The organism is Pseudomonas sp. S2_C03, from assembly GCF_054668405.1.
The window spans coordinates 2,180,850-2,203,152 of sequence record NZ_CP162766.1; the positions used below are offsets into that span (position 1 = coordinate 2,180,850).

General features: G+C 59.5%; 18 protein-coding genes. 11 read left to right on the plus strand and 7 right to left on the minus strand.

All coding sequences use genetic code 11. From position 1 onward, the window contains the following. Positions 1-77: 77 nt before the first annotated feature. The gene (locus tag AB4N64_RS09950) at positions 78-860 is read left to right on the plus strand and encodes an ABC transporter substrate-binding protein (protein ID WP_460124849.1); all 783 of its coding nucleotides are present in this window, start codon (positions 78-80) and stop codon (positions 858-860) included. A gap of 65 nt (positions 861-925) precedes the next feature. After that, a complete protein-coding gene (locus AB4N64_RS09955; protein WP_460124852.1) occupies positions 926-1,330 on the plus strand; it encodes a heme-binding protein in 405 nt (134 codons plus the stop codon). A 50-nt stretch (positions 1,331-1,380) separates the two neighbouring features. Here AB4N64_RS09955 and AB4N64_RS09960 read toward each other — a convergent pair whose 3' ends face one another. Further along, positions 1,381-2,868, minus strand: a complete 1,488-nt coding sequence (locus tag AB4N64_RS09960; protein WP_460124855.1) for an MFS transporter — start codon at positions 2,866-2,868, stop codon at positions 1,381-1,383. Between the two features lie 299 nt (positions 2,869-3,167). Continuing rightward, a complete protein-coding gene (locus tag AB4N64_RS09965) occupies positions 3,168-4,082 on the minus strand; it encodes a LysR family transcriptional regulator (RefSeq protein WP_460124858.1) in 915 nt (304 codons plus the stop codon). 269 nt (positions 4,083-4,351) lie between these two features. Here AB4N64_RS09965 and AB4N64_RS09970 point away from each other — a divergent pair, with 269 nt between their 5' ends. Next, entirely contained in the window at positions 4,352-5,374 is a 1,023-nt protein-coding gene (locus AB4N64_RS09970) for a zinc-dependent alcohol dehydrogenase family protein (protein ID WP_460124861.1), read from the plus strand. Here the strand turns inward: AB4N64_RS09970 and AB4N64_RS09975 are convergent. Beyond that, complete coding sequence (locus AB4N64_RS09975) at positions 5,356-5,580, minus strand: hypothetical protein (protein WP_460124864.1); 225 nt, start codon at positions 5,578-5,580, stop codon at positions 5,356-5,358. The two genes, AB4N64_RS09970 and AB4N64_RS09975, sit on opposite strands and share 19 nt — an antisense overlap. 345 nt (positions 5,581-5,925) lie before the next feature. Between AB4N64_RS09975 and AB4N64_RS09980 the strand changes: the two genes are divergently transcribed. The 3 genes from AB4N64_RS09980 (at position 5,926) to pgm (ending at position 10,558) form a co-directional block, all read left to right on the plus strand. Next, positions 5,926-7,404: a hypothetical protein gene (locus tag AB4N64_RS09980; protein ID WP_460124867.1), complete on the plus strand. Its 1,479-nt coding sequence runs from the start codon at positions 5,926-5,928 to the stop codon at positions 7,402-7,404. Beyond that, entirely contained in the window at positions 7,401-8,801 is a 1,401-nt protein-coding gene (locus tag AB4N64_RS09985; protein WP_460124870.1) for an aminotransferase-like domain-containing protein, read from the plus strand. The genes AB4N64_RS09980 and AB4N64_RS09985 overlap by 4 nt, the downstream gene beginning before the upstream one ends. A 110-nt stretch (positions 8,802-8,911) precedes the next feature. Continuing rightward, positions 8,912-10,558 carry a phosphoglucomutase (alpha-D-glucose-1,6-bisphosphate-dependent) gene (gene pgm, locus AB4N64_RS09990; RefSeq protein ID WP_460124873.1) on the plus strand — a complete coding sequence of 549 codons (1,647 nt, stop codon included), beginning with the start codon at positions 8,912-8,914 and terminating at the stop codon, positions 10,556-10,558. A 138-nt stretch (positions 10,559-10,696) separates the two neighbouring features. Here the strand turns inward: pgm and AB4N64_RS09995 are convergent, their stop codons facing one another. Beyond that, complete coding sequence (locus tag AB4N64_RS09995; protein ID WP_460124876.1) at positions 10,697-11,392, minus strand: pirin family protein; 696 nt, start codon at positions 11,390-11,392, stop codon at positions 10,697-10,699. 235 nt (positions 11,393-11,627) lie between these two features. Here AB4N64_RS09995 and AB4N64_RS10000 point away from each other — a divergent pair, with 235 nt between their 5' ends. Continuing rightward, a complete protein-coding gene (locus tag AB4N64_RS10000) occupies positions 11,628-14,099 on the plus strand; it encodes a UvrD-helicase domain-containing protein (RefSeq protein ID WP_460124879.1) in 2,472 nt (823 codons plus the stop codon). A 47-nt stretch (positions 14,100-14,146) separates the two neighbouring features. Here the strand turns inward: AB4N64_RS10000 and AB4N64_RS10005 are convergent, their stop codons facing one another. Beyond that, positions 14,147-14,419 carry a DUF1652 domain-containing protein gene (locus AB4N64_RS10005; protein WP_460124882.1) on the minus strand — a complete coding sequence of 91 codons (273 nt, stop codon included), beginning with the start codon at positions 14,417-14,419 and terminating at the stop codon, positions 14,147-14,149. Positions 14,420-14,683: 264 nt separating this feature from the next. On the opposite strand from AB4N64_RS10005, the gene AB4N64_RS10010 reads away from it, so the two are divergent. Next, positions 14,684-15,499, plus strand: coding sequence for a helix-turn-helix transcriptional regulator (locus AB4N64_RS10010; RefSeq protein WP_460124885.1), 816 nt, complete (start codon positions 14,684-14,686; stop codon positions 15,497-15,499). 50 nt (positions 15,500-15,549) lie between these two features. Next, positions 15,550-16,956 (plus strand): NAD(P)/FAD-dependent oxidoreductase, encoded by a 1,407-nt coding sequence (locus AB4N64_RS10015; protein WP_460124888.1) that lies wholly within the window; start codon positions 15,550-15,552, stop codon positions 16,954-16,956. A gap of 68 nt (positions 16,957-17,024) precedes the next feature. Here AB4N64_RS10015 and acnB read toward each other — a convergent pair whose 3' ends face one another. Continuing rightward, a complete protein-coding gene (gene acnB / locus AB4N64_RS10020) occupies positions 17,025-19,625 on the minus strand; it encodes a bifunctional aconitate hydratase 2/2-methylisocitrate dehydratase (protein ID WP_460126695.1) in 2,601 nt (866 codons plus the stop codon). A 406-nt stretch (positions 19,626-20,031) separates the two neighbouring features. Between acnB and AB4N64_RS10025 the strand changes: the two genes are divergently transcribed. Beyond that, positions 20,032-20,502, plus strand: a complete 471-nt coding sequence (locus AB4N64_RS10025) for a DUF1289 domain-containing protein (protein WP_460124891.1) — start codon at positions 20,032-20,034, stop codon at positions 20,500-20,502. Positions 20,503-20,662: 160 nt separating this feature from the next. On the opposite strand, the gene AB4N64_RS10030 is transcribed toward AB4N64_RS10025, so the two are convergent. After that, entirely contained in the window at positions 20,663-21,526 is an 864-nt protein-coding gene (locus tag AB4N64_RS10030) for a universal stress protein (protein ID WP_460124894.1), read from the minus strand. Between the two features lie 160 nt (positions 21,527-21,686). Here AB4N64_RS10030 and AB4N64_RS10035 point away from each other — a divergent pair, with 160 nt between their 5' ends. Beyond that, on the plus strand, positions 21,687-22,295 hold the full coding sequence (locus AB4N64_RS10035; RefSeq protein ID WP_460124897.1) for a MiaE family protein: 609 nt from the start codon (positions 21,687-21,689) through the stop codon (positions 22,293-22,295). Positions 22,296-22,303 lie beyond the last annotated feature (8 nt).

The window sequence follows — 22,303 nt, forward strand, 5'->3', positions numbered from 1 at the left end:
TCACATTGCCGCTGCCATAACGGACGCCTTCCCATGCGGAGCGCCCGACAGAAACAACATCGCATCTGGAGCCATGTATGAACGTAAAAAGCGCTGTATTGAAAGCTGGCCTGATCTCTTTGCTGGCCTTGAGTGCCAACCTGCACGCGGCGGAACAACCGCTGCGCCTGGGCATCGAGGCGGCCTATCCGCCGTTTGCCTCGAAGACCCCGGATAACCAGATCATCGGTTTCGACTATGACATCGGCCAGGCCTTGTGCGCTGAAATGAAAGTCCAGTGCGAATGGAAGGAGCAGGAGTTCGACGGTCTGATTCCCGCGCTCAAGGTGAAAAAGGTCGACGCGGTGATTTCATCAATGTCCATGACCCCGGAGCGCCTGAAGTCGGTGGATTTCAGCAACCGTTACTACCGCATCCCGGCGCGACTGGTGTTCAAGAAAGGCAGCGGCATCTCCGATATTCCGGCCCAGCTCAAAGGCAAACGCATTGGCGTTCAGCGAGCGACCAACTTCGATCGGTACGTCACCGAAAAATTCGCACCGGCCGGCGCCGAAGTGGTGCGTTACGGTTCACAGAACGAAATCTTCCTCGACCTGCTGGGCGGGCGACTCGACGCAACCATGGCGAGCTCGGTGGTGATCGATGAAAGTCTGCTGAAACGACCGGAAGGGCAGGATTATGAATTCGTCGGCCCGAACTACACTGATGAGCAGTTCTTCGGCACCGGCATCGGCATTGCCGTGCGCAAGAACGATCCGCTGGCGGGTCGCTTCAACCAGGCCCTGGCGGCAATTCGTGCCGATGGCACCTACGACAGGATTCGTCAGAAGTACTTCGATTTCGACATCTACGGCGAATAATCCCATAGTTCCAGCGACATGCCTGATTGCTCAGTCGTGTCGTTTTTAATTAACGAGGAGGCAATATGCAAACCAAGGCCATACTCAGCGAATCAGAGATTTCACTCCTGTTGACCACTGCAAAGCAGTTGGCCAACGAGCGCAACTGGGCGGTGGCGATTGCCGTCGTCGACGATGGCGGACATCCACTGGGCCTGCTGCGCCTGGACGGCGCCGCCCCCATCTCCGGCTACATCGCCACCGAAAAGGCCCGCACCGCCGCGCTGGGTCGGCGCGACAGCAAGGTCTATGAAGACATGATCAATGGCGGGCGGGCGGCGTTCCTCAGTGCACCGAATTTGCAGGGCATGCTGGAGGGCGGGATCGCGATCTGGCACGACGGCCATTGTATCGGTGCGGTTGGCGTGTCGGGCGTGAAGGCCGAGCAGGATGCCGAGCTGGCGCGGCTGGCGGTTGAACAGCTACTGTAGGAGCGAGTTGACTCGCGATGGTCTTGAACCTATCGCGAGCAAGCTCGCTCCTACAGGTTCGAGGGTTGATCCTCTACCTGTGACAACGGCCGGGCCACCTGCTCGAGCGGCTGCCGTTCCGCGGCCACGCCCCAAATGGCCTGGACCACTCCGGCAATCACCATCAACAACGCTCCCAGCAAATACCCATAAAACACGTTGAGCCGTTCGCCGGTCTCGATCAGCACGCCAAATAATGTGGGGCCGATCAAGCCGCCAAGCCCTGTGCCGAACGCGTAAAACACGGCGATGGCCAAGGCGCGGATTTCCAGTGGAAATGTTTCGGCGACGGTCAGATAGGCCGAGCTGGCCGCCGCCGACGCAAAGAAGAAAATCACCATCCATGCGATCGTCTGCTGGGTGACATCAATCAGCGCTTGCTGGAACAGATAACCGCTGATGCTTAGCAACACCCCGGAAATCAAGTACGTCGAGCTGATCATGATGCGCCGCCCGACGATGTCGAACAGTCGACCCAACAACAGCGGCCCGCAGAAGTTGCCAAGGGCAAACGGCAGTACGTACCAGCCGACGGTGGCTGAGGGCACACCGTAAAAATCAGTCAGTACCAGCGCGTACGTAAAGAAGATCGCGTTGTAGAAGAACGCCTGGGCAGTCAACAACGTCAGCCCCACCAGCGCGCGCTGCCGGTGCTCCGCGAACAGGCTGTGAAACACCTCTCGTAGCGGCGTGTGATCGCGCGCCCGCAAGCGCAGGGGCGGGGTTTGCAAGGGCGGTATTTCAATGCCGCGCTGGTGATAGTGGCGTTCTATGTCGGCTACGATGCGCTCGGCTTCGTCCGGCCGATTGTGAATCATCAGCCAGCGCGGGCTTTCCGGTATCCACCACCGCATCAGCAGTATTACCAGGCCGAGCACCGCGCCAATGCCAAAGCACAGGCGCCAGCCCAGTTCGTCCCCTGCGACCTGCGGGTCGAGCAGGACCACCGCACCCATCGCGCCCAGCGCCGCTCCGAGCCAGAACGTACCATTGATCGTCAGGTCGACCCAGCCACGATAACGCGCCGGGGTGAATTCCTGGATCGTCGAGTTGATCGCCGTGTATTCACCACCGATGCCGGCGCCGGTGAGGAAGCGAAACAGCAGGAAACTGGCGAAGCTCCAGGAAAACGCCGTGGCCGCCGTTGCGCCGATGTACAGGAACAGCGTGATAAAGAACAGCTTGCGCCGACCCAGTCGGTCGGTCAGCCAGCCGAAGAACAGGGCGCCGAACACCGCGCCCGCAATGTACGTGGCGCCTGCCAGGCCAATGTCGGTATTGCTCATGGCCAACGCCGGGCTGGCCTTGAGCGCTCCGGACACCGAACCCGCCAGGGTCACTTCCAGACCATCGAGCAGCCAGGTGATGCCGAGCGCGAGGACCAGCAAGGTGTGAAAACGCGTCCATGGCAGGCGATCGAGGCGGGCGGGGATGTCGGTGCTGTAGAGCCGGCTCTGTGCCGACGCGCTGGCGGGCTCGTGCAAGGCTTGGGTCGTCATGGCCGGTCCGGTTTGCTGACGGGTTTACTTTCTAACGAGCCTTGCAGCGGCGAGGGAGTTCAAAAAATGCGGGCGACCTGATGGCTGCTCGCTTGCAGTGCAGCGAGGATCAGCGCTTGATACCGTTGCGCATATTTTGCCATTTCGCCTACGAGCACATGGCTTGGGATTTGAATCTGACGAACTGTGTCCTACTGAGCCGTTCTTCGCCGAGCTGCCGACTAGCCCGAACTGCATGCGCACGCTTGTTGTTTGTGGAATGGCCAAAAGGATCAAATGAATAGCCAGCTCGACGCCTCTTAGAGGCTATCCGGATCCCCAAAGAACATCTGAATCCGCGACCGCAACCATCTCTCCCCCGGATCATTATCCTGCGAACCCCGCCAGGCCATGTGCAGCTCAAAGCTGCGGGTTGGCAGCGGCGGGTCTTCAGCCCGCAATCCGCCGGCTGCGGTCAACGCTTCTGCCGTGTAGTCGGGGACTGTCGCGACGATGTCCGTGCCGGTGAGCAACGTTCCCAATCCGTTGAACTGTGGCACGGCCAGCACCACATGGCGTTTGCGATCGAGTTTTTCCAGTTCTTCATCGATGAAGCCGCTGAGGTCCCCGGCGAACGACACCAGTGCGTGGGGGCGGGCGCAGAAGTCGTCCAGGCTCAAGGGGCCCGGCACGCTGTCGGCGCGCAGCAGTTTGGGCATGCTGCGCCGCAGCACTTTGCGCTTGGCGTTGGCCGGCAGGTCGGTGGTGTAGCTGACGCCGATGGAGATTTCACCGGAGGCGAGCAGGCTTGGCATCAGAATATAGTTCACACGGCGAATCACCAGCACGATGCCAGGGGATTCGGCGCGCAGACGTTTGAGCAGCATCGGCAGCAAGGCGAATTCGACATCGTCCGACAGGCCGATACGGAACACCGTGGTGCTGGTGGCCGGATCGAACTCCGACGCCCGGCTGACTGCCGTGGAAATCGAGTCCAAGGCTGGGGAGAGCAGGGCGAAGATTTCCACCGCCCGGGCCGACGGCTCCATGCTACGGCCGGTGCGCACGAACAGCGGGTCATCGAACAGTCCGCGCAGGCGGGAAAGTGCCGCACTGATGGCCGGCTGGCCCAAAAACAGCTTCTCCGCAGCGCGGGTCACGCTGCGTTCGTGCATCAGTGTTTCGAATACGATTAACAGGTTCAGGTCGACACGACGCAGGTCATTACGATTCATCTGGAGTCCTGGCAGAGTCATCAAGCTTGACGAGAGCAGCCATATGAGAACAATGGCCGGCATGAATATTAAGGGGAAAGGCTGCTACTCTGCACCGAGTAATTGAGTTTTCCTGCGAATAACGTGTCCATTTCTTACGACAATTGACGAAGTCGCCGCCGTTGCGGAATTAATGACAGGCATGTCGACTATTAATAGCCACTGATGGTCTTGGGGCCAAAGCCCGGATAGAGTTCATGGCATTAGAGGTTCATTTGGCGAGGTTTGCGATGTCCCGCACGATCCGTTTTCACAAGTTTGGTCCAGCCGAGGTGCTCAAATGCGAAGAGCATGCGGCGGCTCTCCCTGCGCCGGGCGAAGTGCAGGTGCGCGTCGAAGCGATCGGCATCAGCTGGTACGACATACTCTGGCGTCAGAACCTGGCGTCCTCCCATGCACGTCTGCCTTCGGGCCTCGGCCATGAAATGTCGGGTGTCGTGACGGCAGTCGGCGAGGGTGTCGATGACCTGGCGGTGGGTGACAAGGTCGCCAGCTTCCCGGCCGAAAGCCCTAACGACTACCCCGTGTATGGCGAGCAGATTGTGCTGCCGCGCACCGCACTGACCCGTTATCCGGACGTGCTCAGCCCGATCGAGGCGGCGGTGCATTACACGCCGTTGCTGGTCGCCTACTTTGCGTATAGCGACCTGGCACGGGTCAAGCCCGGGCAGTTCGCCTTGGTGACAGATGCCAGTCACTGCGCAGGTCCGTCATTCGTACAACTGGGCAAGGCGCTCGGCATACGGGTGATTGCAGCCACCAAACAGGCGCAAGAGCGTGAATACCTGCTGTCCCTGGGTGCCGAGAAAGTCATCGTCACCGAAGAACAGGACCTGCTGATGCAGATCAACAAGATTACCGACAATCGCGGCGTGGACGTGGTCTTCGATGGTCTTGGTGGTCCGCAGATGTCGATGCTCGGCGATGTGCTGGCACCGCGTGGCAGCCTGGTGTTGTATGGTTTGCAGGGCGGTAATCAGACACCGTTTCCGGCATGTGCAGCGTTCCAGAAGAACATTCAGTTTTTCGTGCACTGCATCGGCAACTTCACCGGCAAGCCGGAACTGGGCATCGTCCAGGACCAGGCCGCGCTGCAACGGGCGTTGCGCGATATCAACCAGTTGACCGCCGATCGTGTGCTGCTGCCGCTCAAGACCCGGGTCTTCCCGTTTACCGAGTTTGTCGAGGCGCACCGCTACATGGACGAATGCCCATGTCGCGAACGGGTCGCCCTTCAGGTCGAAACGGCCTGACCACCCTGAAAAATCCCGTGCTCGCACGGGATTTTTTTTGCCTGCACCTGACTTTCGGCCATTTGCAGGTACGGCCGGCTCAGCAACTGAACTGGTTTTTGCCCTTGATCTGTATCTTCTAATCGTCTTTTAAGCCCTGATAATTGAATGATTACTTTCATCTCAAGGAAAGAGTCATGTCTGGGTATCGGGTTGATACTTTTCATCGCACTTCGTTAATACATTTCCGACAAAACGTCGAACATCGCGCAACTGCCAAATCAGCAAGTGCGACTTCTTTCTTTATTTCCTGTGCTAAATGTCTGTGGGTCGCTGTAAGACATTTCCTAGGATTTTTCAAATGTTCTGACGGCCGCTCTATCACGGGCGTTCGCGGTCTGTCAGACGTTGCCGACAATGGGATTCGGTCCCGTTCCTCAAAATAATGACTCAGGGCTAAGGTGTTAGCATTTGAGTGACATCCAGCACTTCATCGGTGGCAGACAATCTGTTTGCGCACTGCTTTTCGTTGTTTGTGCATTACTGAACTTACGAGCATCAGGTAAATAAAGATGACCCTTATTCATGATCAGGCAATGAACTATGTCTATCAGCAAATGCTGCAACGTTTGCTGAGTTTCTTTTCCCGAGCGGAACGCACGGCGTTGCAGCTGTTGATCCAGCGTTTGGTCGTCACCGCCGGTGGCATGGAACACATTGGTGATTACAAGGTGCTGGCCGTTCAGTCCGGGTCCCGGGACAGTTGCTACACCTTGGCACTGCTGCGGGCAGCGCAGTTGAGCATTGCCGGCCGGGCTCCTGCGACATTCCAGTTGCGCGTGGCTTCATTGCGCAGGAGCGGCGTGAGTGCGTTGGCGCAGGACAACCTCCACCGGTGCAATAGCGCCTTGTTTTTCTACGATGACCCGCGGGTGGAGGTGGTGACGGCCGACCACCGCCAGATCTTGCCCTTTACCCAGCCGGCTCCCGTTTCTGACGCCGGCCGTGAAGCCAATCGTCTTAATCTGCTGATGGTCGGCCATCGCCGGACCCTGGGAGGTCCGCTGGACCTCTGGGATGACGGCTACCTGGCCACGGGCGAGTTCTATGGGCAGGTGGCGCGTTGGAATCGGGGGGTTGATGCGTTCGTTTGCAGCGAGACGCCGCGCCAGCAGAAACGGTTCCTCGACGGTCTGAAGCGAGCGGCGGGCAAGGCCGGGCTCAAAGCGCCGCGTCTTGCGGGGACGGGGTTCGAGGAGCTTTATACGGTTCTCGATGAGCTGGGCAGCGATCTCTACCGGGCGCTGCATGGCGCACAGGACCAGGCACCATGGCGTCCGGCCGAACAGTTCGAAGCCTGTCGTCGCTCCACCTTTATCGATATTCACGACATGCTGGTCAGCAATCGAGAGGAGCGTTGGCCGCTGCTCACTGAATTCCTCGGATTCCAGCCTGACGAACTCACGGCGCAGCTGCGCGAGAACGATTACGTCAGTCCGATGATTTCCGCCCATATTCGCGGGCTGCAAGCCTCTTTCGTGCATGGCGGCAGTTACGAGTCGGGTGTCGCCGGTTACCTGCAGCGCGCCTTGGTGATGATGCGCCGCAAGCGTCTGCCTGAACGCCTGTGCGAGCAGGCGGTTGAAGTGTTCGGCAATCCCGCGAGGGTGTCGGATCAGCGCGCCCTGGCTGGCGAGGAGGCGCAGAAGAGTCTCGGGTTGAGCGAGGCGCAGTTGGTGTGCCTGCTCTTCGCTCCTTTCGTCGACAGCGGCGCCGGGCTTGAGCGGTTCCTGCGCCAGTGCCACCCGGGCATGCTGGTGGCCATGCCTGACTTGCACCGGGCGATGCAGGGCAGTCCCGTATCGGAGCAGATCGCGCAATGGATGGTCGATGTCAGCGGTCTACCGGTCAACCTGATCAGCAGGCTGTATCGCATGGGGCCGGTGCCTGCTGTCGAGAGCGGGCTCAGAGACAGCATTTTCGATGACTTCGACGGATTTGCCGCCGATCATGAGGCAGCGGTGGCGGGTGAATGGTCAGCGGGACGTTGAAAGGACCCCGCGAGACCGATTTTGCCTATCAGGCGGTGTACCGATACCTGACCCACCTGATCAACGATCCGGGCAACGATACCAACGTGCGTTTACCTTCGTTGCGCCAACTGGCCAATCGTTTGAGTGTCTCGATCTCCACCATCCAGTACGCGTATTCGCTGCTGGAGAAGGAAGGGCGGGTCTATTCGGTGGCCAAGTCGGGGTATTACGCGATGCCGGTGTCATCGCTGAGTATGCCGGGTGCCGACGGCGATCTGCTCGAAACCGTGTACGTCAGCGCCCGACGTCCGGGCATGATGGTCTTCAGCGCCGATGAGCCGGCGCTGCTGCAACCGCTCGACAGCCCATTGTTGTTGCTTGAGCGCGAGTTGCTCCGCCAGTACCCGCGCCTGCCGCAACCACCGGCGCAGCCTTGCGGTGAACTTGAACTGCGTACCGCGCTGGCTGCGCGCTACACCACATCGCCCGTGCGCTGCTGGCATGCCGATGACGTGTACATCGGCGCGGACCTGCGCGGTGTCCTGGAAATCCTGATTGCGGTACTGAACCTCAAGGATGCCGCCGTGGTGGTTGAAGCGCCCTGCGACTGGACCATTCTTCGCCTGCTGCAGGAAGCGGGTGTCCAGGTGATCGAGTGGCCGGTCCAGGCCAACGGCAATCTGGATACGGCGCAGCTCGAAGGGTTGCTGGAAACCCGTCGAGTGCAACTGGTGATGCTGTCCTCAGGTTTGAACGTGCCACGCGGCAGCCTGGCGCCTGACGATAACCGACAGGCTGTCGCGCATTTGCTGGCGCAAAAGAGTTGCTGGGTCTTGGAGAACGACTGTTGCGGCGAGCTCGAATTCGAGCCGGGCAGCACCCGGTTTCGCGATCTGCTCGACCCTGAACGGCTGATCGTGTTCTCCACGTTCGAAAAAATCATCGGCCCCGAGGCCCCTTACGGTTATCTATTGTCGCGGCACCTGAGTGAGCAATTACAGCGGCATTTCCTGTTGCGCGCTTTTCGTTTGTCGCCGATCCGGCAGAAGGCGATAGCCCGCTTGTACGGCAATGGCCGGATCGACCAGCACCTTCAGGTGCTGCGAAGGTTGCTCAGGGAGCGAAAAGTGCAAATGACGCAGCTGTTGCAGGAGCGTCTGGGCGACGCCCTGCAGGTGGTCGAGCCTCAGGGCGGGGCGACCATCTGGGCGCGTTCCCTGCGCCAGGTCGATATGCGCGGGGTATTCCAGCGCCTGCTCAAGCATCACGTGGTGATTGCGCCCGGAGAGTTGTTCAGCCTCCAGGGCCTGCATTCGCAGCATTTGCGCCTGAGCCATGCCTACGACGGTGATCACGATGTGGTGGCCGCGCTGAGTTTGTTGGGGGATGCACTGCGGCTGGAGTCCGTCGACTGAGCAGGATGCAAAACATCGTTGCGGGCCCGTGGATCGATCCCATCGCGTTGCGGTCAAACTGCCAGTAAACTGCGATCCATCCCTGAACCACTCTATTCCAGAGGTTTTGCATGACACTCAGTCCTTTTGCGGGCAAACCGGCACCGGCACAACTGTTGGTCGACATCCCGCGACTGGTCACGGCCTATTACACCGGCCAGCCCGATGCCAGCGTCTCGACCCAGCGCGTGGCGTTTGGCACGTCCGGACACCGGGGCAGCTCGTTCGATCTGAGTTTCAACGAATGGCACGTTCTGGCGATCAGCCAGGCGATCTGCCTGTATCGCGAAGCCCAGGGCATCGATGGTCCGCTGTTCGTCGGTATCGATACCCATGCGCTGTCCACCCCTGCCGGCGCCACGGCGCTTGAGGTGCTGGCCGCCAACGGCGTCACGGTGATGATCGCCGAGGGTGACGAATACACCCCGACCCCGGCGGTGTCCCACGCGATTCTTTGCTACAACCGTGGCCGCACTTCAGGGCTGGCGGATGGCATCGTCATCACGCCGTCGCACAACCCGCCGCAAAGCGGTGGCTACAAATACAACCCAACCAATGGTGGTCCGGCCGATACCCATGTCACCAAGTGGATCGAAGCCAAGGCCAACGAACTGCTGGGAAACAAGCTCGCCGGCGTCAAGCGGATCAGCTACGAGCAGGCGCTGAAGGCCAGCACCACCCATCGTCACGATTACCTCAATACCTACGTCGCCGACTTGATCAACGTGATCGACTTCGATGCCATTCGCGATGCGAAGCTGCGTCTGGGCGTCGATCCGCTGGGCGGAGCAGGGGTTCGCTACTGGTCGGCGATTGCCGAGCACTACAAGCTGGACCTTGAAGTGGTGAACAAGGAAGTCGATTCGACCTTCCGCTTCATGACCGTGGATTGGGACGGCCAGATCCGCATGGACCCCTCGTCCAGCCACGCCATGCAGGGCCTGATCGGTCTCAAGGAGCGCTTCGACGTGGCGTTCGCCTGTGATCCGGACCACGACCGCCATGGCATCGTGACGCCCTCAGGCGGTCTGCTTGCACCAAACAACTACCTGGCTGTGTCCATCGACTATCTGTTCCAGAATCGCCCGCAATGGCGCGCCGATGCAGCCGTGGGCAAGACAGTGGTCAGCAGCGGTTTGATCGATCGGGTGGCCAAGCGCCTCGGTCGTCGCCTGTATGAAGTGCCGGTGGGCTTCAAGTGGTTTGCCGACGGGCTGTTTGACGGCTCGCTGGGCTTTGGCGGTGAGGAAAGCGCCGGGGCCTCGTTCCTGCGCAAGGACGGCGGCGTGTGGAGTACCGACAAGGACGGTCTGATTCCGGCATTGTTGGCGGCGGAAATGACTGCTCGTACCGGTCGCGACCCGAGCCAGGCCTATCGTGCATTGACCGACGAGCTGGGTGAGCCGTTCTCCGTGCGCGTCGATGCCAAGGCCAACCCGCAGCAGAAAGCGCTGTTGAGCAAACTGTCGCCGGAGCAGGTCACCTCGACCGAACTGGCGGGCGAACCGATCCAGAGTATCCTCAGCCATGCCCCGGGCAACGACCAAGCCATTGGCGGCCTGAAGGTGATGACCGAGAACGGCTGGTTTGCGGCGCGTCCGTCGGGCACTGAGGACATCTACAAGATCTATGCCGAGAGCTTTGTCAGCGACGAGCACCTCAAGCAGTTGGTGGCTGAAGCGCAGACGCTGGTGGATGGGGCGATTTCCACGAAATAACCCAATCCCCACATACCTGTAGGAGCGAGCACGCTCGCGATGGTGGCCCAGGCACCGCGGGCATTCAGACACCCAGCGTTACCGTTAACGACCATCGCGAGCATGCTCGCTCCTACAGTCTCCGTAGCAACCGCAGGTTCAGGCCAAATCAACCAACACGATCTCACTGTCTTCGATCGCCGTCACCCGCAACACCTGCTCATCGGCCACTGCGACGCCGTCTCGAGCTTCAGCGCGTAAGCCGTTGACTTCAATGACACCTGTGGCAGGAACCAGGTAAGCACGTCGGCCGCTGTCCAATTGATATTCGGCAGACTCACCGGCCTTCAGGTTTGCCGCCACCAACCGCGCATCTGCACGAATCCGCAAGCTCTGGTCATCGCCGGATTTGCCGCTGGCCAGGGTGACGAAGCCTTCGCGGTCTCCTTTGGGGAAGGGTTTCGCGCCCCATGAAGGTGCCAGTCCCGATTCATTGGGAATGATCCAGATCTGGAAGATCTTGGTGTCGGTGCTTTCCAGGTTGTACTCGCTGTGGGCGATCCCGGTCCCGGCGCTCATGACCTGAACGTCACCTGCTTCAGTGCGGCCCTTGTTGCCCAGGTTGTCCTGGTGGGAAATCGCGCCTTCACGAACATACGTGATGATTTCCATGTCCCGGTGCGGATGGGTCGGGAACCCGGTACCGGCCGCAATCACGTCATCATTCCAGACGCGCAGGTTGCCCCAGTTCATGCGATTGGGGTCATAGTACTCGGCGAACGAAAAGTGGTGGTGCGCGTCCAACCAGCCGTGGTGGGCGCCGCCCAGGGACTTGAAGGGTCTGAGTTCGAGCATGATCGTCTCCTGAATTGGATATTGATGGCGAGCATCATCCAACACGCACTCATCGAGAAAAAGCGTAAAAAGTGCAGCATTACCATCGAATCGACTGATGCGATTGGACCTCGAAACATTCTCATCCAACCTTCAGTTCATCGCATAAGCCAATGACCTGTAAGCATTTCACTAGAACTGAAAGGCAAATGCAGACACCATAGACCTCAACAGCCTTACACTCTGGAGCCAGCGCGTGCCGCAACACACCTCCGATCTTCCGCCTGAACTTCGCCCCCTTGCTGAAATGCCTTTGCTCAAGCGATTGGCCGCCCGTTTCTTTGGGCATGGCCTGACGCGCTTGCGTGCGCAGCACCGGGCCTCCTGGTTGCATGGCCAGGCCGACGGGTTTCGCAGCGGGCACAGTGCGGGTGTCGACTACGGCTTTAAGGAAGGCAAGCTCGAAGGCCTGGAGGAAGGTCGCCAGGTCTTGCTGATTCGCGATTCTCGCTCGACCGAACACCGTGCCCCCAACGTCGATGACAACCTGTTCGACGATTGGCGCCTGCCTCTGAATGCCGAGTTGAAAAAGCGCATGAAGGCCGACGTGGCGCGGTTGCTGCCTGCTTATGCCCAACCCAGCGCCGCGCAGTGGAAGATGATCTTCAGCGAAACGCCCTCTACATCGGTCATCGCCGGTGCCGGCGCCGGCAAGTCGACGACCCTGGCGCTGCGCATCGTGTTGCTGACCCACTATCTGGGCTTCGAGCTGGATTCGATGACGGTAGTGACCTTTACCCGGGAGTCCCGCAAGGACTTCATCAACAAACTGATCGAGCTGTTTGCCCTCTGGGGGCAGAGGCTGAGCCTGAAAGAGGCGCGGGACCTGGTGCGAACCTTCCACTCGCGGATTCTGCCAATGGTGCGTAGCCTGCCGGGTTTCGAGCGCCTGCAAGCATTCGAAAACATCAGTCATCGCCCGCACAGTGGGGATGAGGAGGCCGACAGCAATCCGTTCGATCTGCGCATCAACGACGCCCAGCGCCAGTTGCTCAACGCCTGTTATCACCAGTTGCATGGCCGTGACGAACGCTTTCGCGAACTGATCAAGCCGTTGTCCCGCCACGCCCTGCAGCTCAAGGAGCTTGAGCGCGATCACCCGGACGTGCAGAAGCGCGTCGCGGTGACCGAACTCGCGGCCAAGCGTGATGAAGAGCTGTGCGATTTTGTCGAAGACCTGTGGTTTGCCGCGGGTGCCTGGCCCATCAAGGGCATCGAACCTAACCGGCAGACATTCGATATCAATGGCTCAACGTTTCACTGTCACGGCTACATTCCCAGCCTGGATGCCTGGGTGGTGCTGGGCTTCGACCCTCGGGAGAACCCCCAGGTCAGCCGCCCGAATGCCAAGCTCAGCGTCCGTGCAGAGTGGGCAGTGAAGCGCACCCTATTTCAAGCTTTCTGTCGTAAGCCATTGATATGGCTGGATAGTTATGAGTCGTCCAAGCGAGTCTTGGCGTCCCTGGCTGGCGATGCCAGCGCCGGGCCGGGGTTCGATTACAAGGTCAAGGGCGAACTGGGTTCGGCACCACTGCTCGACTGTTTTGTCACCGCAGCCGGGTTTATCGAAAACCTGGGCCTGGACGTGCCGAGCGCCGTCGCCCAGATGAGTTTCGCCAAGGACGATCCGGACCGTTTTTTCTTTGAGGCCCTGAGCCTGTACTGGCGGGCACTGGAAGATCATCTGCTGGATCAGAAACCGCCAGTGATGACCTATAACCGCATGTTTGCGCTCTTCAGCGAGCATTCTCCGGAAAACCAGAAGCTGCTCAGTGATGAGCTGCTGCGACCGTTGTCGCACCTGATGATCGACGAGTTCCAGGACGTATCGCCGCAGATCGTTTCCTGGATTCGCGCCAGCCTTGCCGAAATCCGCAGCCGTGGGCCGGCGATGCACGTGGGCCGTGGTGCCCAGCGCTCCTCGCTGCTCTGCGTGGGCGATGACTGGCAGTCCATTTATGGGTGGCGGGGCAGCTCACCCAGTTACTTTATGGAGTTCAACAAGGAATTTGCGTCGCCGAGCACCGGCAGGGTCATGCTCAGCGACAACTATCGCAGCCACCAACACATCATCGACGCCGCCGAGTACATCGTCCGCGCGGCACCGGCTATCGCGGGCAAGAAGGCCAGGGCAGCCGGGGAAGCTAAATCCCTGTGGCCCGTCAATGTGTTGGATCGTGATGACCAAGCCATGGCCTTGAGATTAATGGAGCATTACAAACAGGGCGATTCAATCTTGATTCTTTATCGAAAAAGCAGCGATAAGTCATTGATAGAACAGTATATTCAACCGGTACTTAATGCAGATTCTAGCTTGCCGTACGAATCTCGAAGGTTGAAGCAACTGACCTACCACAGTGCCAAGGGGCTGCAGGCTGACGCTGTTTTCCTGTTGGGTGATTGTCAGCACCTGACCAGCTCCCCTTACAAAAATCAGGTTTACCGCATGGCCGGCCTGGGCAAGCCAAACGACAATGAGGCCTACGATAACGCCCAGAAAGACGAAATCCTGCGTTTGGCATATGTGGGAATCACGCGGGCGGCGAGTCATTGCTACTGGTATGTCGATGGGCAGGATGCACAGGTGGCGAATATGCCCAAGGCTTCGGACCGGATCGGAAAGGGCAAGCCGTTTTTTGCGGACCAGCGCAAAGGCAGCGCCGGTTGAAGCCCCCCTGTAGGAGCGAGCAAGCTCGCTCCTACAGGGGGACAGTCTCAGGCATAGCTCCTGAGCGCGACCGGTGGAATGAACGACTCAAGCTCATCCTCCACCGCTTCGATTATTCGTTCCACATCTGCGGCATTCATGACCGTTGCGCACGGAATGCCGGCGATGGCAATCATGGTCTCGCCACTGGCACGGTCAAACAGACGGGCGACCATACTGCCTGGGGCGTCCATGCTCGCCTCGAAACCCATGGGATGAAAATGCCAGCGCATCAACTGGCAGGCGTTTAGAAAAGTGACCTTGCTGAACCCTTTATTCATATGTTGCCCACCTTCATGTTCGAGCGCTTCCTTTAGCTCATGTGCAGGAGGGAAGAGCCTTCATTGGCTCAACCGGTGACTCGTTAAAAGTAGCATCTGGATGTGAAAGGAATATGGAATTTTCAGGCCGTTTGGCGATTGGTTCAGTTTTTTTTGACCCAGGTCACAGCAGTGTGGGTGCTTGGGCGAAACGCTATTACTGAATCCCCGTTGAAGCCGCCGGCTAATTTCGGCAAGCTCGCTGTTTTCCCGTAGAGACCCGCAATGCCCGCCGAAGATGATGGTCCGCTGCAAACCCAGGCCACGAGCGAGACGGTCATGCGGTATCACCTGCGCTGGAAACACAGGGATCTGGACGGGGTCATGGCGCTTTATCACCCGGATGTGCTCTACAACGACTTCTTCCAGAACCGCGTGATGGGTCTTGATGAGTTGCGCGAATACGTTCGCAGCAGCATGCCGCGCGACCCGGACGAGGCGCTGGAGCATACGGACCGGATCCGTCTGGACGGCGACACGGCGTTTATCCAGTATCGAATTACCCTGCGTGGCGGCGATGGGCTGGTGTCATTTCGGGCCAGCGAGGCAATTACCGTGCGCGACGGGCTCATCTGGCGGGTCAACGAGTACGCGTCGCTGGTTCGCGAGCAAGCTTGCGGGCAGTCGAACGCCACACCAAGACCGGCTGCCAGTCGACTGGGTTTGTCGGCACGCCAGTTGAGCTTCATGGCCGAAGACCTGCAACACTATTTCGAGCGCCAGCAACCCTATCTCGACCCTGAACTCGATCTGCAACGGGTGGCGAAGGAGTGTGGCTATAGCCGCAATCAGATCTCCTATCTGATGAACCAGGTGCTGGGCCTGAGCTTCTACCGATACGTCAATCAGGCACGCCTGCACCATCTGCTGGCTGCACTGGACATCGCCACGCCACCGCTACGCATCGACGATCTTGCGTTCGCCGCCGGATTCAACTCGTTATCGGCGTTCTACAGTTGTTTTCGCCAGCACACCGGCCTGTCGCCCAAGGCGTACGTCAAACAAATTTCCTTGCGTGCACGCGCGCAAGACAGTCCCTGAGCCTACGCACTAGGATCAACGCCATCTAAAGTTCGAGTGGTGGGGTTGGCATGCCGGCGTGGCGCACTATCAGTTTGTGGATGGATCAGCTCGACGAGCCGCTGCTGGCGCGCCCGGCACTGGAACGAGACCTGGATGTCGACGTTGCCATCATTGGTGCTGGCTACACCGGCCTGTGGACGGCCTATTACCTCAAGCGGCAGGCGCCGGGCCTGAATATCGCCATTGTCGAAGCGCAGACCGCCGGTTTTGGCGCGTCCGGGCGCAACGGCGGCTGGCTGATGGGCAATATTCTTGGTGAAGACCGCTTGCTGGCCAATCTGCCTGCGGAGCAGCGCCGTGCTTCCTACGAGTTGCTGCACGGCATCGCCGATGAAGTGGAAATCGTGCTCGAACGTGAACGCATTGACTGTGATTACCGCAAGGGCGGGGCGCTGTACTGCGCCGCACGCTATCCCGAACAGGAAGCCAGCCTGCGCGATTATCTGGACAAGCTTTACCTGCAAGGCTTGAGCGAACGTGAGTATCGCTGGCTTACCCCAGAGCAACTTAAACAACAGATCCGGATCGCCAAGCCCTATGGCGGCATCTTTGCACCGCACGTCGCCACCATTCACCCGGCGAAACTGGTACGTGGCCTGGCGCGTACCGTTGAGCGGATGGGCGTCAGGATTTACGAGAACAGCCCGGTCACCCATTGGCAATCGGGCAGCCTGCGCACGGCGAAATCCTCTGTGCGTACTCGGTGGGTCGTGCCGGCAGTGGAGGGGTATGCCGCGACCTTGCCGGGCCTGGGGCGTTATCAGTTGCCGGTGCAGAGCCTGATCGTCGCCACCGAACCCTTGCCTGCCGCGACGTGGGACGAAATAGGCCTGAGCCGCGGCCAGGCGTTCGGCGAAAGCAGTCGTCAGGTCACTTACGGCCAGCGCACGGCGGACAACCGCCTGGTGTTCGGTGCGCGCGGCGGCTATCAGTTTGCCGGCAGGCTGCGGGAGAACTTCGATTTGACCCGCCATGAAGTCGAGCTGCGTCGCTATCTGTTCGGCGAGTTGTTCCCGCAACTCAAAAACGTGCGCATCACCCACGGCTGGGGCGGCAACCTGGGCATGTCCCGGCGATTCCAGCCGCACATGTTGTGTGATCACGCCAGCGGCATTGCCTTGTCGGGTGGTTACGGCGGTGAAGGTGTGGGGGCCAGCAACCTGGGCGGGCGCACCCTGGCCGATCTGATCCTGCAGCGCGACAGCGAGCTGGTGCACCAGCCCTGGGTCATCCCTCAAGGCGGGCTGGGGTCTCTCAGAGCCTGGGAGCCGGAACCCTGCCGCTGGCTCGGTTACAACGCAATCATCCGCAGCTTCGTCCACGAAGACCAGGTCCTCGCCAATCCGGCTACCGCGCCCTGGCGGCGCAGGCTCGCCAGTAGCGTCGCCGGTTTCATGGAAGGTTTCATGCATTGATGTTTCGCAAGGCATAAAAAAACGCCGCTCATCTCACGATGGGCGGCGCTTTTCATTGCGTTGCAGCGTTAGGCTTGAACGACCGGGATGTTGGCGTTCGCAGCAGCTTCACGGAACTCGGCAATCTGGTCGAAGGACAGGTAGCGGTAGACATCGGCCGCCATGCTGTCGATCTTGCCAGCGTATTCCATGTACTCCTCGACGGTCGGCAGGCGACCCAGGATGGAAGCCACGGACGCCAGTTCAGCCGAAGCCAGGTAGACGTTCGCGCCGTCACCCAGACGGTTCGGGAAGTTACGGGTCGAAGTCGACACAACGGTCGAGTTCGGCTCGACACGTGCCTGGTTACCCATGCACAGCGAGCAGCCCGGCATTTCCATGCGCGCGCCAGCCTTGCCGTAGATGCCGTAGTAGCCTTCTTCGGTCAGTTGGTGAGCGTCCATCTTGGTCGGCGGCGACAGCCACAGACGGGTTGGCAGCTGACCCTTGACCTGATCCAGCAGTTTACCGGCAGCGCGGAAGTGACCAATGTTGGTCATGCACGAACCGATGAACACTTCGTCGATCTTCTCGCCAGCAACGCTGGAGAGCAGACGAGCGTCGTCCGGGTCGTTCGGCGCGCAGAGCACAGGCTCCTTGATGTCGGCCAGGTCGATTTCGATGACTTCGGCGTATTCGGCGTCAGCATCGGCAACCATCAACTCAGGGTTGGCAATCCAGGCTTCCATCGCTTGAGCGCGACGTTCCAGGGTGCGCACGTCACCGTAGCCTTCGCCGATCATCCAGCGCAGCAGGGTGATGTTCGATTGCAGGTACTCGGTGATCGACTCTTTGGACAGCTTGATGGTGCAACCGGCAGCCGAACGTTCGGCCGAGGCGTCGGACAGCTCGAAAGCTTGCTCGATGCTCAGGTTGTCCAGGCCTTCGATTTCCAGGATGCGGCCGGAGAAGGCGTTCTTCTTGCCTTTCTTCTCAACGGTCAGGAGGCCCGACTGGATGGCGAAGTAAGGAATGGCGTGCACGAGGTCGCGCAGGGTGACGCCCGGTTGCATCTTGCCTTTGAAACGCACCAGGATCGATTCCGGCATGTCCAGCGGCATGACGCCAGTGGCTGCGGCGAACGCGACCAGACCGGAACCGGCCGGGAACGAGATGCCCATTGGGAAACGGGTGTGCGAGTCGCCACCGGTACCAACAGTGTCTGGCAGCAGCATGCGGTTCAACCACGAGTGGATGATGCCGTCGCCCGGACGCAGGGAAACGCCGCCGCGGGTCATGATGAAGTCAGGCAGGGTGTGGTGGGTGGTCACGTCGATCGGCTTTGGATAAGCCGCGGTGTGGCAGAAGGACTGCATCACCAGGTCAGCGGAGAAGCCCAGGCACGCCAGGTCTTTCAGTTCATCACGGGTCATTGGACCGGTGGTGTCCTGGGAGCCCACGGTGGTCATCTTCGGTTCGCAGTAGGTGCCAGGACGCACACCGGCTACGCCGCAAGCCTTGCCGACCATTTTCTGCGCCAGGGTGAAACCCTTGGTGCTTTCAGCGGGTGCTTCAGGCTTCTTGAACAGATCGAACGGTGGCAGACCCAGTTCGGCACGTGCCTTCTCGGTCAGGCCGCGGCCGATGATCAGAGGAATACGACCGCCAGCACGAACTTCGTCCAGCAGGACCGGGGTCTTCATTTCGAAGGTGGCCAGGACTTCGTCGGTGCCGTGTTTGCAGACTTTGCCAGCATGCGGGTACAGGTCGATCACGTCGCCCATGTTCATGTTGGAAACGTCGAATTCAATAGGAAGGGCGCCGGCATCTTCCATGGTGTTGTAGAAGATCGGAGCGATCTTGCTGCCGAAGCAGAAACCGCCGCCACGCTTGTTCGGTACGTACGGGATGTCGTCGCCGAAGAACCACAGGACCGAGTTGGTCGCCGATTTACGCGAGGAACCGGTACCGACCACGTCACCTACATAGGCAACAGGGAATTCACCGTTGCGCATTTCTTCGATCTGCTTCATCGGGCCGGTGACGCCCTGGACGTCAGGCACGATACCGTCGCGAGCCATTTTCAGCATCGCCAGGGCGTGCAGCGGGATGTCCGGGCGGGACCAGGCATCAGGAGCAGGGGACAGGTCGTCGGTGTTGGTCTCGCCGGTAACCTTGAACACACGCAGGCTGATCTTGTCGGCCAGGGTCGGGCGCTTGATGAACCACTCGCCATCAGCCCAGGATTGCAGTACGGCCTTGGCGTGAACGTTGCCGTTCTTGGCTTTTTCAGCCACGTCGTGGAAGGCATCGAACATCAGCAGGGTGTGCTTGAGTTCCTGGGCGGCCACGGGTGCCAGCTCAGCGTCGTCCAGCAGGGCGACGAGGGTCACGATGTTGTAGCCGCCTTGCATGGTGCCGAGCAGTTCAACAGCGCGCTTTTTGTCGATCAGAGGGGATTTCGCTTCGCCCTTGGCAACGGCAGACAGGAAGCCGGCCTTTACATAGGCTGCTTCGTCCACTCCTGGCGGAACGCGATTGGTGATCAGGTCAACGAGGAAAGCTTCTTCGCCAGCCGGGGGATTTTTCAGCAGCTCGACCAGGCCTGCAGTTTGTTCGGCGTTAAGCGGCTGGGGAACGATACCCAGTGCTGCGCGCTCTTCGATATGTTTGCGGTAGGCTTCAAGCACAGTTATTACCCTCATCAGTGGTCCCAAATGGGTGTCCGGGACGCTCATCCCGAAATTGCCGTACTCATGCGCTGCATGGCGTTGTGAGCCACTTGGCCAGAATTACCGGCAATTCCTTACAGAAGCTGCTTTCAAAGTTTTACGCCTGCAGAACGGGAGCTGATGAGGGTTGGCGTTGGGCTTTTCCCCGCTGGAAAAACCCTTCGCCAACACCGTTCTGAAGGAACGACTGTGCTCGTGACGCTTTGAAAACAGCTTCTTACGGACATTGGCGCCTAAAAAGGCAGGCTGATTCTACGGCAAAAAAAAATTAAAGGTAAGTTCGACCCTGAACTTTGAGGGGTGATGAATGTTAGACAAAGGGCTAACATGCCCGCCTGTCCTGCTGCCCCATGCTTGTTGACCTATGCCCAATCAAACCATCAAGACCCCCTGCGTCGGCCTTTGCTCCACTGTTTACGGAGATCTGGTGTGTCGCGGCTGCAAGCGCTTCCACCACGAAGTGATCAATTGGAATGGTTACAACGAGGAGGAAAAACGTGCGGTCTGGTTACGACTGGAGCAACTGCTGTCCCTGGTGATGGCCGCCAAGCTCGAGGTTTTTGACAAGGAACGCCTGCGCCAGCAGCTGGAACAACGAAAGATTCGCTTCGTGCCACATCAGTCGGAATATTGCTGGGCGTACCAGTTGATTGCACGTGGCGCGCGGGTGATCACCAACCTTGAGGCCTATGGGATGGTGCTCCTGCCGGAATTCCGCGACTGGAATCTGCCGGAGTTGCGTGATGCCATTGATCGGGAGTTTTTCCTGCTCTCCGAGGCGCATTACCAGCGTTATATTGCGCCCGGGTTCTTGAAGGATGCGTTTGGCGGCTGAAAAGCTCGCTCCTACAATGGAGGTCACATCCCTGTAGGAGCGAGCTTGCTCGCGATGAGGCCGGCACAGTTGGCATCTCAGCTGGCTGACACGGCGCCATCGCGACGGTTCGACGCCTCGACAAGCTCGCTCCTACAGGGGCAGGGCGACATGTATGATTTCAATGCTGCGCGACCATTTCCTCCAGATGGTCCATCACCGTATCCGGCTTGAGCACCAGCACATCACTTTCCACCGCATCGAGCACTACTTCAGCGGTGTTGCCGATCAGTGCACCGGATAACCCCGACCTCGCCACCGTGCCTATCACCGTTACCGATGCCTGAAGTTTGTGTGCCATGAACGGAATCAGCACATCCGCCGGACCTTCCTCGATGTGCAGATGTTCATCATCGATATCGAACTCGGCCTGGAATGCCTTGCACTGTTCGCGATAGCGCGCCTCAATAGTCTGGCTGAGCTGCATCGACGGGTCTGCGGCCGACAGCATGGGCGAGGGGTGGGCGCTGATGACATGCAGGTGGGCCTTGGCGAGGCTGGCGATGTCAAAACCGTGATCGACGATAGTGGCGTGCAGCGTGCGGTGCTCACCATCGAGATTGCCCACGTCGATCGCCGCCAGGATGACACCGCCGGTCCAGGGTTTCGAGGTTTTCACCAACAGCACCGGGGTCGGGCAAGCGCGCAGCAATTTCCAGTCTGCAGGGGTCAGCAGTGCCTTTTTCAACGGGCTGTCGGGGAAGTGTTGCTTGATCACCAGCCCACAGCCTTCGGCTTGCTGCACATCAATAATGGTGTCCTGCAAGCTTTCGTTCCACGCCTGTTCGGTGGTGACGCTGTAGCCGTCCGCCAGCAACGCGGTCTTGAGCACACTCAGCATGGCGCTATGGTCGTGCTTGCGGTCGCAGACCAGCAGGTGCAGGTGAGCCTGGGTCACGCCGGCAATCAACTTGGCGCGTTTAAGCGCCAGGCTTTCCGCGTGTTCGGGTTCGATGATCACCAGAATGCTGCGAATGGCTTGCATGATCGGCCTCTCCAGAAAGTAAAAAGCACAACGTTGCACAACTATAGTTGTTGGTCGCGCATCGGGGACTTGATGCATATCAACGGTCGCGGCTGGTGGTCTGGCGATGGGCCGGTATAATCGGCGCCCTTCGATTGAACCCTTTATGTCCGTGAGCCCCATGATCCTTCCCGAAATTCACGAGTTCCTAGGCTGCCGCACCCCCGATGGCTGGGTCCAGGCCGCGCTGGCCGATCAGGAAACGCTGCTGATTGACCACAAGAACTGCGAATTCAAGGCTGCCAGCACGGCATTGAGCCTGATCGCCAAGTACCATTCCCACGTTGACCTTATCAACATGATGTCGCGGCTGGCCAGGGAAGAGTTGGTGCACCACGAACAGGTCATGCGCCTGATGAAAAAGCGCAAAATCGGATTGCGCCAGCTATCTGCGGGGCGTTACGCCTCCGGGCTGCGCAAAGTGGTGCGCAGCCATGAGCCGGTCAAACTGGTGGATACCCTGGTGGTGGGGGCGTTCATCGAGGCCCGCAGTTGCGAGCGTTTCGAGGCGCTGGTGCCGCATCTGGACGAAGAACTGGGCAAGTTCTACTTTGGCCTGCTGAAAAGTGAAGCCCGGCATTTCCAGGGTTACCTGAAACTGGCCTACCAATACGGGGACGCGAAGGACATTGCTCAGGTGATCGAGCGTGTGCGGGCTGCCGAACAGGCGCTCATCGAGTCACCGGATGTGGAATTCCGTTTCCACAGCGGTGTGCCGGCCATTAACTGACCGGCACG